The sequence below is a fragment of the Vibrio sp. SCSIO 43009 genome (assembly GCF_023716525.1).
Lineage (GTDB): Bacteria > Pseudomonadota > Gammaproteobacteria > Enterobacterales > Vibrionaceae > Vibrio > Vibrio alginolyticus.
This window is the reverse complement of record NZ_CP071843.1, coordinates 1,056,432-1,069,353: the sequence shown is the minus strand read 5'-3', so window position 1 is coordinate 1,069,353 and position 12,922 is coordinate 1,056,432. Positions and strand designations below refer to the sequence as shown.

Here is a 12,922-nt window from a genome sequence, read left to right as displayed (position 1 = left end):
ATAAGGCTGCCGATTGGCAGCCTTATTTTTATTGAGGGCAGGGAAGAATATCTAAGGTGTAACTCTCGTTTGGAGTCTGCGGTGGCCCATATAAAATTCCGCATTGAGTAAGGCTAGCTCTTTTTTCGTCGGCTGCAGCAATGACCATTTCGCGAGTTGTTGAACCAGCCGGGTGATGAAATGTTTTCCAATCCGAGTCTTCTTCGTTCAGTCCTTGCACGAGTAACTTCATCGATTCGCTATCAGAATCAGGATATCCATATAAAAAAACACAGCGCTTTGAACCACCAATATTACAGCCGTCAAATGGTAAATCTGCCATTAAAGCACTGTCTACGAAGTTTGAAACGTAAGGCTTGCTTTCCAATCCCGCAATCGCCATTTTCCCATAACCGACGCCTAATGCTGACGCAATAGCGCCTTTCATTCCTTCCAAACGAGCTTCACGTGCATCACTTTGAAGGTTTAAAAAGCGTGGCGCGGCAGTGACAGCAAGAATACCGAGCACGACAATAACTACGACTAACTCTATTAGAGTAAATCCCGTTTGTTTTTTCATATTATTTTCACAGCAAGTTAAAGGTAGAAAAACACTGACCGTACACTTGTTTATTGTGTAAATAAGTACGGTAATGATAAATCGATCAGTAGTATAAAGAGGTGAGTTGTAAAGTGCTATACCGACGCCGCACTAATTGACTGAATCCATTAAATGCAATGGAGAATTCACGGGTCTAATTCTGCTAGATTTTAAGAGGTCATTAATTCCGCTGAAGAAATGCTGCGTGAACAGGCGAGCATGAATCCTCTTCGATGTAAGCAAACATGTACATCAGCGGAATGAAATACAAAATGCAAATGAGGGCGAACCGCACAAATGGATTGTCTTTTTATTCACTTTGATGAATGCTACGCGGAATTCATATCGCAGTATGCCTGAGGTATTCATCATGTGAATGTGCTTTGGTTTTGTGTTTATTTTTCAAATATAAGAATAATCTAAATGGAATTCGATTCGATAAACTTCCTTGCAATAGGTTTGATATTTCTTGGCTCTTATGTCCAGACCGCAATCGGTTTTGGCTTGGCTATTGTTGCCGCACCTTTACTGATTCTTTGGGCGCCAGAATATGTTCCTGCGCCAATCTGTTTAGTCGCGTTATTTATTTCGTTGATGAATGCGATGAAGCACCGCAGTAGTGTTGAAATCGGCGGCTTAAAGATGGCGTTGATTGGGCGAGTGCCGGGATCAATTGCTGGTGGCTTGCTACTCTTTTTTGTATCTACACAAACTCTCACGCTTTGGATTGGTTTGTTGGTGCTGTTTGCAGTCTTGGTGAGTGTTTTACCGTTTCGGGTTGAGCCTACGCCTTCGCGTATGACATGTGCTGGCTTCTTTTCTGGGTTGTTTGGTACCAGTTCTGCGATTGGAGGCCCTCCGATGGCGTTATTGTTGCAGCATCAAGAAGCAAATCAGTTACGCGGCAACTTATCGGCTTTTTTTGTTTTCAGTTCGATTATTTCACTAATAGTACAAATCCCAGTGGGCTTCTTCACATTGCATCATTTGGTCATTACTATTCCTCTATTACCTGCTGCGGCGCTTGGTTACTGGCTAGCAATGAAAACTACCCAGTCGTTACCAAAAGAAAAGATTCGGTTTGGGGCACTTATGTTGTGTTTTGTGAGTGGCTTTACCGCCGTCGTACAAGCGTTGAGCCAATAATGCCATCTGCATCATAAAGTCACTGCGGGATTGCATTCCTTTTTATGTATGGCGGACTTGTTTACTTACGCCAAATTGGTCGTTTAGATGGGCGATAGTTTTATGAATAACACTCGTTATGGCACTTTTATGGCAGCATTCTCCTTTGTGATCTGGGGATTGCTACCAATTTATTATCGTTATTTACCAAATGCTTCTATGGATGAGTTGCTAGCATGGCGAATCATTGGGTCTGTACCTGTCGGGTTTCTAATTGTACTTGGGATAACCCGTCGAGGGCTGAATTGGAAAGAAATCTGGCTTGATAAAAAATCCTTGTGGTACACGTTTGTGGCGAGCAGTTTGATGTGTATTTCTTGGAGTGCGTTCACTTGGGCTTTGACCCATCATCGGGTCATCGATGCCAGCTTAGGCTTCTTTATTGGGCCATTAGTATCTGTTGCGCTGGGCGTATTTATTCTTGGGGATAAGCTCTCAAAAGGCAAACTTATTGCAATCGTGCTGGCAACAATTGGTGTTATGTACCAAGTGATTCACTATGGTCAGCTGCCCGTTATCGCACTAACGATGGGGTTGTTCTTTGCTTTGTATGGGCTGTACAAGAAGAAGATAAATTATGACTGGAGTACAACCTTGTTTGTTGAGGCGTTGTTACTGACTCCAGTTGCACTCGCCTATTTGCTCTATAAACAATGGGCAACTGGTGAACTGGCTTCGGGCACAGATACCACAACATTGCTTTTGTATTTTGGCAGTGCACCTATCACACTTTTACCACTCGTATTTTATTCTATCGCAATACGTATAACTAATTTATCAACCGTCGGTCTAATGCAATACATCGAGCCAAGCTTGCAGTTTGTGTTGGCAGTTATGTTTTTTGGCGAGTTGTTTGACGAAGTGAAAGCGGTGACCTTTGCATTTATTTGGGTAGGGCTGTTGTTCACAATTTTTGAAAGTATTATCAAAGGGCATCGGCGCAAAAAGCTGGTCAAACACCCCTTATAGTGGTTTCAATATTCTCACATATTAGCTTCTTTATTCTTATGCCCTCATTCGAGGGCATTTTTAATACCATAAAGCATTGGCTTTCGTTTTTTGCCCGAATAGAAATCATAACTTGAGATTATTTGACGCATTATCATAATGATACCGCTATAGTTATAGCCAAGTGACACGCTTATATAAGTGAAAACCAGATCAAGAAGGACGACATATGATCACAGCTCTGTATGCCAACATTCTCGCAATACTCATTATTTGGTTGGCTGTTCAAGTAATTAAGCAACGTCGCTTAAATCAAATTGCTTATGCCGATGGTGGGGTAGAGGCTCTACAAATTGCTCGTAGTGCCCAGAGTAATGCGACAGAATATATCCCCATCACCCTGATTTTAATGGCACTTTTAGAATTTAATAGTGCTTACCCAACATGGATACATCTCACCGGTATTATTTTTGTAATTGGTCGAGTTATTCATGCTAAAGGCATATTGAAAAAAGACTTGAAAAAGCGCATTAGAGGGATGCAGGTGACATTTCTGGTGATACTTTCATTGGTTGTGTTAAATATGATTTACCTGCCATACGATAAGTTATGGTAAGTCTGCGACGTTACATTCCACCACCTTGGGTACTCGTTCTGATTGGATTAGTACTGAATATTGGCGCGATCATCGTTACTAGCTTAGTCCTTGATAAGTTGGGTAAACAGCACTCGCAGCTCGCAGAGCAAACAGCAGAAAACTTGTATTCCATCCAACTCGCATGGAACAGTGTGGAAACCCTAGAAAGGAAAAGAGAAGCTTTACTGCTGCATGTGCACATAAGTCAGAGCGTAGCGATACCTTTAGAGCTAGAAGAGGTATTAGCAGGGCATTTATCTTCTTGGGTTCTCAACGAGTCGGATGAAATAAAAATTGATCAACTTCCTCAACTGATGTCAAAGATAAATCAGGCACAAGCTTCGTATAGAGACCGCATCGATAATTACTACATTGAGAATGTAGAGCTCAATGAGGTAATGGCAAAGCAGGATGAAAAGATCGCTTGGTACAAGAATATCGGACTCTTCTTGCAAGTATTCGGACTTGCGTTAATCCTTGCACGCGACTTAGCTAGGAAGCAATAAAAGCAAGAGCTAAAGATCAGGTTTATTGCGAAATGCCAATGGTAGTTTGCAAATTGCAATTTATTCGGTGAGCAAACAGTAGCTATTGGTTAAGTTTTAATGAAAGTGATTAAATAACAACCTGTTTTTATGCGCTTAAAAGTTGGCACGCCTCATGCTTTAGTATGAGTGACCCTTTCTAAGCCGAGGGTCACCTAGCCAACTGACGTTGTTAGTGAACCATCTTGTTCACAAATATATACAGCCAATCACGACTCCTTGTGGTTGGCTTTTTTTTATGCGGTCTAGAACTGTGCTTTAATCCAGATCATGCGATGGTCGGAAGATACATCCTTACCATCACCATACTTACCGATACGTGCATCGTTAAATAGTTTATGGCCTTCTTCATAAGACGCTGACCAGTACACACCAGAGTCTATTACATTCAAATTTGCTGAAGGCAAGGCATAGTCTACCCCTAAGCCAAACGTTGAAGTGATGCGATTCGGATATGGGTGAGTTGAACTGCGGTCAACAGCGTGTTCAGCTGCACCAAAGCTTGTTGGGTAAAGCTCACCATTCATCACGGTTTGGTTAACCAATGGATCGTTGTGCAGCTCTTGCATTACAGAGCTAATACCGTCACCAGCCACTGGATCAAGGTTTTGATCACCCATCATTACGAATTTAGCGCCGTTCGTTAAGCCACCTGTTTTACCCGCATCGTCGTAAAAATAGTCTTTGCCTTGAATGTAATGATGCCAAAACTCCACTTCTGCTGCGTTTTGCGCTTTGTTTTTACCGGTGTCGAATACTGGTGGAGTAGGATGAGACATCAACAAGTGTACAACTTCCTCGCCATTGCGAGTTGGAATGATGATTGGCGCGTCGACGTGATTTTTCGAAGATAGACGCACTTGATCCCATTCTTCCGCTGAGTACCATTCATCACCACACTTCATGCCGTCTGGAATCTTTTGCGAACCGTCACAGATAGTAATGGTTGGAATTTTCGCACCTTCCATATCTTTCCATTTAAATGCTTGGAATGTACGTGTGTTTGCCGTGTCAATTTTATACTTAGACATAAGGGCAAATGCATATTGACCATGGTACATGCCAAAGCCCCATGCATCACCTGGCATTTGACCTGCGGTTCCGTTGTTGTCGAGATCAAACTCACTCAACAACCCTGTATTGGTTGAATAAGATTCAGCATAAGGGTATTCAATAGGCTCAAGGTTTGCTTCACCGCCCGCGCCATCGATACTTTGCGCGACAGACAAGTAGTTCTTCTGGAATCCTTCAATGGCTGCTTTGTTTTCACCTGTTCCATCGTTGTTGTATTCCGCCATCATGAGAACATCAGGACGATTCTTTTGAATGATTGCTGCAACGTTACGAATTTGAATGACTTTTTCCGCAGTGGTTTTGTCTTCGGCTGCGATTGAACCGTCTAAATAAGAGGTGACCAACGCAGCTTGCTGCGTTGGTTCAATTTGCATTTCATCTACCAAAGTTTCGAAGGTAGCGCGGTCAAAAGAGAGGTTGTAAGTCGCTATTTTTACTTCTTTAGGCTGAACATTGACGTATTCAGTATCGTCATTACATCCAGATAGTAGAGCGGCGCCAACAAGGACAGCGATAGAGGTTTTGATTGCTTTCATGGGTACGTCATACCTTATAATTAATTCGGCTGAATATTAAAGTCATCAGTCATTGTTTTAAGCGATATTAGTCACACAAACGTTTTCATATTTACATGTTCAATTAGTTTTTGTGTGATTTGTGCAATAAATGCAACACTTTCAACACCAGAAGGTTATATGTAAATTGTTAAAAAACGGTGTCGTTATTGATGCGAAATAGAGAGTCCGCCACCGTTAAAAAGAAAAGCGTAGAATTTAAGCGTGCATGAGATGTTTGAGTTGTATGCTTATCGCCGTGTTTTATTTTTTATGTTTAAATTTCTGTATATAATAAGCAGTCAATCAGAAGTGAGGACGACCTCACCGCTCTATCTTTTCTCGGGGACGACCCCATCTCGTTGGGAAATGTGACATGGCTTGGGGAATTCTCTTCATTGCGGGCTTGTGTGAAATCGCATGGGCTGTCGGTCTTAAATATTCACAAGGGTTTACCAAATTCGGTGCTTCGGCATTCACTATTGTCTTTATGTTATTGAGCTTTTGGTTGCTTGGCATTGCGTTAAGAACCTTGCCTTTAGGCATTGCTTATGGCGTATGGGTAGGGATTGGCGCAATAGGCACGGCAGTCGTGAGTATTTATCTGTTCAATGAGCCAGCAACACTTATCAAAGCCTTAAGCTTGCTAATGATTGTCGCTGGTATCGCAGGGTTAAAAATATCAGCTTAACGTTAGGCTAAACACAAAACAGCCAGAGTCACTCTGGCTGTTTTTCTAAATGTCGTGTTTACGGTTCTGGCGAGGTATATCAAGCGTTGCGCTTAATAAAAGGTAACCGTAAGTGATGACCAAACGCATTAATTAATGCGCCTGTAACAATCAGACCGCCACCGACGTACGTCCAAATGATCGGAACCTCGCCAAAGAAAATGATGCCCAACAACACAGAAAATACGATCTGGATATACGAATAAGCGGAGGCTTTACCCGCTTGTTGAGTTTGCATCGCTTTGGTTAACCCCAATTGTCCAATTTGGGTAAAGACACCAACTAGAACCAACATGAAAGTCAGATATAGATCGGGCATTACAAAATCGTCGCCAATCAGTAAGAGTGAAGCGGGGAGAGCAACCAACGGGAAATAGAAAATGATCACTGAGCTGTCTTCTGTCTGACTCAGTTTTCTGACAATGACGTAGGCAATTGAGCTACCAAATGCGCCTAAGATCGCAATCATGACGCTAAACATTGGTAAAGCGCTATCTGAGCCTTGCCCAGTTTCTGGGCTTACCATGATATAGATGCCGAGTAAGCACAACGCAATACAAAGGAAAGTTGACGGCTGGATGCGCTCTTTCAAGAAAAATACGGCGAGTAGTGCAGTAAATACCGGATGAATATATTGGAATATCGTCGCTTCTGCCAAAGGTAAGGTGGTCACTGAATAATATACACACATCAGAGCCATCGTACCCACAGCACCGCGTGCAAATAGTAATGGCTTATTATTGCCCCATACAGAAATTCGTTTTCGCTTTACATCGAGATAACTAATGATAAGTGAAACGAGCGCTCTTGCTGCAACGATTTCAAAAACGGGGATACCGTAGTTGCCGACGTGCTTTACTGTAGCCGACATCAGAGCAAAGCCGAACGCGGAAAGCACCATAAAGCGCACACCGATGGGAATCATAGTGTTGAATGAATTGGACATTTTACTGCTCATTTGTTGCGACAGATCTCACTTTAGCATACTTAGTTAGCGATTAAATCCTCTCAACTCAAACACTTCTGTCGACAAGATGAATAAACAGTAGAATACGTAGCAATTAATCTGCCTCTCTTCAGCGTAACAATAAAAACTCGATATTTAAGGAGCTTACATGATCCCGATAAAAGCAACGCATGTTTCAGGCGTTGTCATTTCAAAAATTGATGGCATAGAAAAAATGCTGTTACTCAAACGCGTAAAAGGTGGCTATTGGTGCCATGTTGCAGGTGGTATCGAAGCGGGTGAAGCCGGGTGGCAAACCATTTTAAGAGAGTTAAAAGAAGAGACACTAATTGACCAAGTTGAGTTACATACAGCAGACTTCCTAGAGCAGTTCTACGAAGCAAAAAATAACCGTATCATGGTTATCCCATGTTTTGTGCTATTTTGTCCGCCTAACCAATCAGTTGTTCTTAACGAAGAGCATACAGAGTATCGCTGGTGTACGCTTGAAGAAGCTAAGCAGCTGGCTCCGTTTGCCAATCAGCATCACCTATATGAACATGTATGGAAACATTATGTAGATGTGGCATCACTAACGCCATTTACGCTGATCGATCAAAAGGGCTAAATGAACGGCAACGGCTTTGATTAGTTTTTATAGAGAGGTTTGTTCTCATAAAATGAAGCGTTAGGATTTGCGCTGAGCGTTCACAATAAAAAGGAATAACATCTATGGATGAAGTCACATGCCAAGAGACGTATCAAGGAAATCACTTACAGAAGCGTTTTTCCGTCTCGCAAAGGGTCTCAATTGAGCCCCTCAACACGAAACACGCGTCCGCTTTACTAGAGGTTGTGAACACTCACCGAGAGAGCCTTGAGGGCTATCTACCTTGGACGGATTCTGTCACGAATCATAGAGAGGCCGTGAACTACATTTCCCAGCGAGTGAACAGTAACGCGCTGGATTCCCACTGGTGTGCAATTTATTTTGATGAGCAGCTTACGGGTGTTATTGGCATTAAAGGTGTGGATTCACATACGCGTGTTACTGAAATTGGCTACTGGCTTGCCAACAATGGGCGAGGCCATCGTGTGATTGATCAAGTGCTCGCAGTATTGATCCCTTTTTTGAAGCAGAAAGGGCACGCACAATTCATTCAGTTCCATTGTATGGAAGATAACATCGCTAGCATCAATATTGCTGAGCGTGCAGGCGCCACATTAAAAGAATACGTTGATCATGAGTTCGATATGCTTGACCGCTCTCAACGACTAGGCATTTATGAACTACGTTTGATGTAGTATCCACCCCAGAAATATTTTAATCAGAGTTCGAACTCTAACTTCACGAGCGCTACAATAGTAACATTGTTGCGCTCGTGTTAACTTGGGGCGTCATTGGCAGAAACTAGGCTAGGAGAAGCATCATGAACGCAATCACAGAGGTTGAAGTAGATAACTTGTTACAGCAAAGCCTCGAACGCTTAAAAGCGGCATATGCAGCCGAGCCTTATCCTAGTTTGGATGAACGTAAACAGCGCCTCGTTTTGTTAAAAAAATCGCTGCTTGAGAACAAACAAGCTTTGGTTGAAGCGTTAAGTGACGATTTTGGCTATCGCTCAGAATTTGATACCGCCATGACCGACGTTTTGCCAACGGTCTCGCATATTAATTATACCCTCAAACGACTAAAAAAATGGTGCAAACCCAGCAAGCGCGAATCCGGCTTATTGCTCGCACCTTCTAAAGTCACCGTTCAGTATCAACCGTTAGGTGTCGTCGGGATCATTTCACCGTGGAACTTTCCTGTGATTTTGAGCCTTGCGCCTTTAGTGACAGCATTGGCTGCTGGCAACCGCGTGATGATGAAGCTCAGCGAATTTACGCCAAAAACCAATAAAGTCATCGTCGATATTTGCCGTGGGTTGTCTGAGTATGTCGAAGTTTTTGAGGGTGAAGCAGACGTCGCACAAGCATTCAGCCAACTGCCATTCGATCACCTTTTGTTCACGGGTTCTACGAGTGTTGGTCGCGCAGTGGCAAAAGCGGCAGCGGAAAACCTTACCCCGGTGACGTTAGAGTTGGGTGGAAAGTCCCCGGTGATCATTGCAAAAGATGCAGACATGAAGAAAGCCGTTGATGCTGTCTTGTTTGGTAAATGCATTAATGCAGGCCAGATTTGTGTCGCGCCTGACTACGCGTTTGTACCGCAAGAACGTGTCGAAGAGTTCATTTCGCTATTCTTAAAACGTTTTGAAAAGCTCTATTTAAAATCCAACAAGAATCAAAAGCTGACCCATATTGTCAACCAACGACAATATGATCGTTTGACTGCGCTACTTGAGGATGCAAAAGCGCAAGGTGCTAACCTTCACACTGTTGAGGCGTCGCCCCAAGAGGAACGACTTCTGTATCCTCATTTGGTCACGGATGTGTCGCCGAATATGCGAATCATGCAAGAGGAGATCTTCGGGCCATTTCTACCTGTTAAGCCCTACAATGCCGTTGATGAAGCGATTGACTACATTAATCAGCACCAAAGACCACTTGCGCTGTATGTTATGTCGGACGACAAATCGACCATCAAACATATTGTACGCAACACCCACAGTGGTGGCGTCGGCGTTAATGATACGGTTTTACATGTTGGCGCTGAAGATGCGCCTTTTGGTGGCGTTGGTGAATCGGGTATTGGGCATTATCACGGAGAGGAAGGATTCAGAACTTTTAGTCATGCGAAAACCATTCTTTACACACCGAAATGGTTGCCAAGAACGAGCGTATTAATGCGCCGTAGGGCTATGGCGATAAAAGCGATCCAAAAGATCTTTGTTCGATAATAATTATGATTTGATTGATAAAAAAACCGCCCGAATAGGCGGTTTTTTGTTTTCAGCCCTAAACCACCTACTTCAGTAGGTGGTTATCATCCGCTTCGGCTTTGCCTGTAAAACTACTCATGCTAAATGCATCTTTGATTTTTCCAGAAGTCAAAGAGGACGAATAACATGAGTAGATACAATCAAGCTTCCCACGTACATTTAGTTGTAAAGGTTCCACCAAAGCTTTCGATATCCAAGTTGATGGGGGTATTGAAAGGCAAAATAGCCTTAAAGCTATTTAGCAAGTTTCCTCACCTTAGGAAGAACAGGCTTTGGGGTAATCACTTTTGGCAAAGAGGCTATTTTGTCGATAGTGTTGGAATCAATGAAGAAATAATACGCCGATATGTAAGACATCAAGAGAAACAAGAGCGAGTAGAGCAGCAGCAATTGGCGCTGGACTAAACAAAGGCCCCCTTTTAGGGGGCTCACACAAAGCCACCTTCTTTAGAAGGTGGTAATTTACTTCTATATGCTCTGAAACGCTGGGCAGCAAAGTTCGAGAAACTTCCTTCGCGTGCTACCAACACAACAAATAAAGGCTCTTGTTGAAAGAGCCTTGTTCAGGAAATGTCGAGAGATTTTGGCAAGTTTAATGCAGAACTTCACTGCTGAATCTTAGATATCTACAGTCGTTCATCAGTTCTTTAAACGCCTTTCTGTCCAGCTTAATCAGAGTTTCATGATCGCCAGCTTCAAGGTAGACATGTTCCAAGTTTGCCAGTCTTTCATCGCAAACTGTCGACATGTGGTAAGGGCTACCAATCGGTGGAATAGCGCCGTGTTCACAATCGGTGAAGAGTCGGTAAACCATACGCTCTTTCACCAAGTGGAAGGTGGCATTAAATTCGTCGTTTAATCGCGACAAACTGATTTTGTTGTTGGCAGGTAAGACCGCCATCATATGACGCCCTTCATGATCCTCTAGAATCACACCTTTTGCGATATTCATTAAAGGCACACCTGCTGCAACACCACTTTGTAGCGAGCTATGACTGTGGCTGTGATTCACGGTTTGAAAGTGAATGTTATGCTCAGTCAAATATTCATCTAATCGGGTTGCAATCGTCATATAGCCTCCACGTGTATGAGACCCATAAAAAGTATAGGTTAGTCGGGCGACAATCGCGCATTTTACTCGGCGACACTGACGCTCTTTACGCTCCTGTTCTACGCTTATTGCAAGCCAGCGAGAAAGCATGGTTAACAATAATAAATAGGGGGCAACATGAGCAAGCCAATCATCGCTGATAACAAGCCGATCAAAGTAGAGTTGAAAGCTGGGCAAGAATATTACTTCTGCCGATGTGGGCGTTCTAAAAAACAACCTTACTGCGATGGGTCTCATTCGGGAACCGGCTTAAAGCCAATGAGCTTTAGTGCGGAAAAAGACGAAGATGCCTATCTCTGCCAATGTAAGCATACCGCCAATGCTCCTTTTTGTGATGGTACACACAAGCGATTTACCGCAGAGCAAGTCGGTAAAGAGGGACCGGAACAAAAGCGAGAGAAAAGAGACAAACCAACGGCGTCTGCTACTCAAGAAGAACCAACCCTCGAGTTTATCCACCAATTAGCGAGAGAAGGACTCTCTAAACTCGGTCATCATGGTCCGATGGCTGCAATGGGGGTTCCTAGGCATTTGCTACCACATTGGGATGCTATACAAATTATGGTGGCGCAAATGGCGACACAACCGTTGTTGGAAGACGTTCCTGTGTCTACCGAGTTGATTGTGGGACCAAACGCGCGTAAGCCGCTCAGACTCGCCATTCCTTTGTTGGTGTCGGACATGAGTTTTGGCGCACTTTCTGAAGAGGCGAAAATTGCACTAGCAAAAGGTGCAGAGTTGGCAGGGACTGGGATTTGCTCTGGTGAGGGTGGCATGTTACCGGAAGAACAAGCCGCTAATTCACGGTATTTCTATGAGCTTGCTAGTGCTCAATTTGGCTACGACGAATCTAAGCTTCTTAATGTTCAGGCGTTTCACTTTAAAGGTGGGCAAGGAGCAAAAACGGGCACGGGTGGTCATCTGCCTGCAAATAAAAATGTAGGTAAGATCGCTCAGGTGAGAGGCATCCCCGAGGGACAACCAGCGATATCACCACCAACGTTCAAAGATCTTCACACTACTCACGATTTCAGAAAGTTTGCTGACAGAGTTCGTGGCATCACAGGCGGTATTCCAATTGGATTTAAACTCAGTGCCAACCATATTGAGCAAGACATTCAGTTTGCGCTTGATGCTGGGGCTGATTACATCATCTTAGATGGTCGCGGTGGTGGCACGGGTGCGGCGCCAACTATGTTCCGTGACCATATTAGTGTGCCCACCATTCCTGCGTTAGCTCGTGCACGTAAGTACTTAGATGAAAAAGGTGCAAGTGACCGCGTCACATTAATCATCACCGGTGGGTTGCGAGTTCCTACGGATTTTGTCAAAGCGTTGGCACTTGGAGCAGACGGAGTAGCGATAGCAAACAGTGCGATGCAATCGATCGGTTGTGTCGCGGCTCGCATCTGCAACACCAATAATTGCCCGGCAGGCATTGCGACACAAAATGCCGATTTGAGGCAGCGTCTCGACGTTGAAAAGTCATCCCAGCAACTGAAAAATTTCTTCGAATCCTCGGTCGAGCTCATGAAAGTCATGGCGAGGGCTTGTGGTCATCACGCTCTGAGTGAATTTAGTCATCATGATTTAGCGACCTGGGATCACAACATGGCGAGGCTGTCTGGGATTAAGTATTCAGGTATGGACTTAAACTGATCTCTATCCATATTTTCTGCATATAGGTACATGTTTGATAACAATTATTTATTCGCTGAAATGTTTGA

At 43.6% G+C, this 12,922-nt stretch carries 13 protein-coding genes and 1 pseudogene; 10 read left to right on the top strand and 4 right to left on the bottom strand.

Annotated features, from left to right (window positions below; all coding sequences use genetic code 11):
- Positions 1 to 28: 28 nt before the first annotated feature.
- Positions 29 to 559 carry a prepilin-type N-terminal cleavage/methylation domain-containing protein gene (locus J4N43_RS20430; protein ID WP_005376513.1) on the bottom strand — a complete coding sequence of 177 codons (531 nt, stop codon included), beginning with the start codon at positions 557 to 559 and terminating at the stop codon, positions 29 to 31.
- Between the two features lie 444 nt (positions 560 to 1,003).
- Between J4N43_RS20430 and J4N43_RS20425 the strand changes: the two genes are divergently transcribed.
- The 4 genes from J4N43_RS20425 to J4N43_RS20410 all read left to right on the top strand — a co-directional run bounded on the left by J4N43_RS20425 (position 1,004) and on the right by J4N43_RS20410 (position 3,856).
- On the top strand, positions 1,004 to 1,726 hold the full coding sequence (locus J4N43_RS20425; protein ID WP_005390054.1) for a sulfite exporter TauE/SafE family protein: 723 nt from the start codon (positions 1,004 to 1,006) through the stop codon (positions 1,724 to 1,726).
- Positions 1,727 to 1,828: 102 nt separating this feature from the next.
- Entirely contained in the window at positions 1,829 to 2,734 is a 906-nt protein-coding gene (gene rarD / locus J4N43_RS20420; RefSeq protein WP_104976592.1) for an EamA family transporter RarD, read from the top strand.
- Between the two features lie 208 nt (positions 2,735 to 2,942).
- The gene (locus tag J4N43_RS20415) at positions 2,943 to 3,329 is read left to right on the top strand and encodes an MAPEG family protein (protein WP_005376510.1); all 387 of its coding nucleotides are present in this window, start codon (positions 2,943 to 2,945) and stop codon (positions 3,327 to 3,329) included.
- Positions 3,323 to 3,856: a hypothetical protein gene (locus J4N43_RS20410; protein WP_033906497.1), complete on the top strand. Its 534-nt coding sequence runs from the start codon at positions 3,323 to 3,325 to the stop codon at positions 3,854 to 3,856. The genes J4N43_RS20415 and J4N43_RS20410 overlap by 7 nt, the downstream gene beginning before the upstream one ends.
- Before the next feature lie 284 nt (positions 3,857 to 4,140).
- Here J4N43_RS20410 and J4N43_RS20405 read toward each other — a convergent pair whose 3' ends face one another.
- On the bottom strand, positions 4,141 to 5,505 hold the full coding sequence (locus J4N43_RS20405) for an endonuclease/exonuclease/phosphatase family protein (RefSeq protein WP_158159340.1): 1,365 nt from the start codon (positions 5,503 to 5,505) through the stop codon (positions 4,141 to 4,143).
- 394 nt (positions 5,506 to 5,899) lie between these two features.
- On the opposite strand from J4N43_RS20405, the gene J4N43_RS20400 reads away from it, so the two are divergent.
- Complete coding sequence (locus J4N43_RS20400; RefSeq protein ID WP_005376506.1) at positions 5,900 to 6,214, top strand: DMT family transporter; 315 nt, start codon at positions 5,900 to 5,902, stop codon at positions 6,212 to 6,214.
- Between the two features lie 79 nt (positions 6,215 to 6,293).
- On the opposite strand, the gene J4N43_RS20395 is transcribed toward J4N43_RS20400, so the two are convergent.
- Positions 6,294 to 7,199 carry a DMT family transporter gene (locus tag J4N43_RS20395; RefSeq protein WP_199266785.1) on the bottom strand — a complete coding sequence of 302 codons (906 nt, stop codon included), beginning with the start codon at positions 7,197 to 7,199 and terminating at the stop codon, positions 6,294 to 6,296.
- Between the two features lie 169 nt (positions 7,200 to 7,368).
- On the opposite strand from J4N43_RS20395, the gene J4N43_RS20390 reads away from it, so the two are divergent.
- From J4N43_RS20390 to tnpA, 4 genes and pseudogenes are all read left to right on the top strand, one after another.
- A complete protein-coding gene (locus tag J4N43_RS20390; protein WP_005376504.1) occupies positions 7,369 to 7,827 on the top strand; it encodes an NUDIX hydrolase in 459 nt (152 codons plus the stop codon).
- A 104-nt stretch (positions 7,828 to 7,931) separates the two neighbouring features.
- Entirely contained in the window at positions 7,932 to 8,504 is a 573-nt protein-coding gene (locus J4N43_RS20385) for a GNAT family N-acetyltransferase (RefSeq protein ID WP_047101443.1), read from the top strand.
- Positions 8,505 to 8,629: 125 nt separating this feature from the next.
- Positions 8,630 to 10,042 carry a coniferyl aldehyde dehydrogenase gene (locus J4N43_RS20380; RefSeq protein ID WP_151515627.1) on the top strand — a complete coding sequence of 471 codons (1,413 nt, stop codon included), beginning with the start codon at positions 8,630 to 8,632 and terminating at the stop codon, positions 10,040 to 10,042.
- Between the two features lie 183 nt (positions 10,043 to 10,225).
- Positions 10,226 to 10,489, top strand: a pseudogene (gene tnpA / locus J4N43_RS20375) (IS200/IS605 family transposase); the annotation flags it as partial.
- Positions 10,490 to 10,676: 187 nt separating this feature from the next.
- Here tnpA and J4N43_RS20370 read toward each other — a convergent pair.
- Entirely contained in the window at positions 10,677 to 11,156 is a 480-nt protein-coding gene (locus tag J4N43_RS20370; RefSeq protein WP_005376501.1) for an aminoacyl-tRNA deacylase, read from the bottom strand.
- A 156-nt stretch (positions 11,157 to 11,312) separates the two neighbouring features.
- Here J4N43_RS20370 and J4N43_RS20365 point away from each other — a divergent pair, with 156 nt between their 5' ends.
- Positions 11,313 to 12,854 carry a glutamate synthase-related protein gene (locus tag J4N43_RS20365; RefSeq protein ID WP_158159341.1) on the top strand — a complete coding sequence of 514 codons (1,542 nt, stop codon included), beginning with the start codon at positions 11,313 to 11,315 and terminating at the stop codon, positions 12,852 to 12,854.
- Positions 12,855 to 12,922 lie beyond the last annotated feature (68 nt).

Bases quoted from the DNA above. Each gene is read 5' to 3' on its own strand.
- J4N43_RS20380 (WP_151515627.1), top strand. From the start codon at position 8,630: ATGAACGCAATCACAGAGGTTGAAGTAGATAACTTGTTACAGCAAAGC.
- J4N43_RS20390 (WP_005376504.1), top strand. From the start codon at position 7,369: ATGATCCCGATAAAAGCAACGCATGTTTCAGGCGTTGTCATTTCAAAA.
- J4N43_RS20395 (WP_199266785.1), bottom strand. From the start codon at position 7,199: ATGTCCAATTCATTCAACACTATGATTCCCATCGGTGTGCGCTTTATG.
- J4N43_RS20365 (WP_158159341.1), top strand. From the start codon at position 11,313: ATGAGCAAGCCAATCATCGCTGATAACAAGCCGATCAAAGTAGAGTTG.
- J4N43_RS20370 (WP_005376501.1), bottom strand. From the start codon at position 11,156: ATGACGATTGCAACCCGATTAGATGAATATTTGACTGAGCATAACATT.
- J4N43_RS20400 (WP_005376506.1), top strand. From the start codon at position 5,900: ATGGCTTGGGGAATTCTCTTCATTGCGGGCTTGTGTGAAATCGCATGG.
- J4N43_RS20430 (WP_005376513.1), bottom strand. From the start codon at position 559: ATGAAAAAACAAACGGGATTTACTCTAATAGAGTTAGTCGTAGTTATT.
- J4N43_RS20385 (WP_047101443.1), top strand. From the start codon at position 7,932: ATGGATGAAGTCACATGCCAAGAGACGTATCAAGGAAATCACTTACAG.
- J4N43_RS20405 (WP_158159340.1), bottom strand. From the start codon at position 5,505: ATGAAAGCAATCAAAACCTCTATCGCTGTCCTTGTTGGCGCCGCTCTA.
- J4N43_RS20415 (WP_005376510.1), top strand. From the start codon at position 2,943: ATGATCACAGCTCTGTATGCCAACATTCTCGCAATACTCATTATTTGG.
- J4N43_RS20410 (WP_033906497.1), top strand. From the start codon at position 3,323: ATGGTAAGTCTGCGACGTTACATTCCACCACCTTGGGTACTCGTTCTG.
- rarD (WP_104976592.1), top strand. From the start codon at position 1,829: ATGAATAACACTCGTTATGGCACTTTTATGGCAGCATTCTCCTTTGTG.
- J4N43_RS20425 (WP_005390054.1), top strand. From the start codon at position 1,004: ATGGAATTCGATTCGATAAACTTCCTTGCAATAGGTTTGATATTTCTT.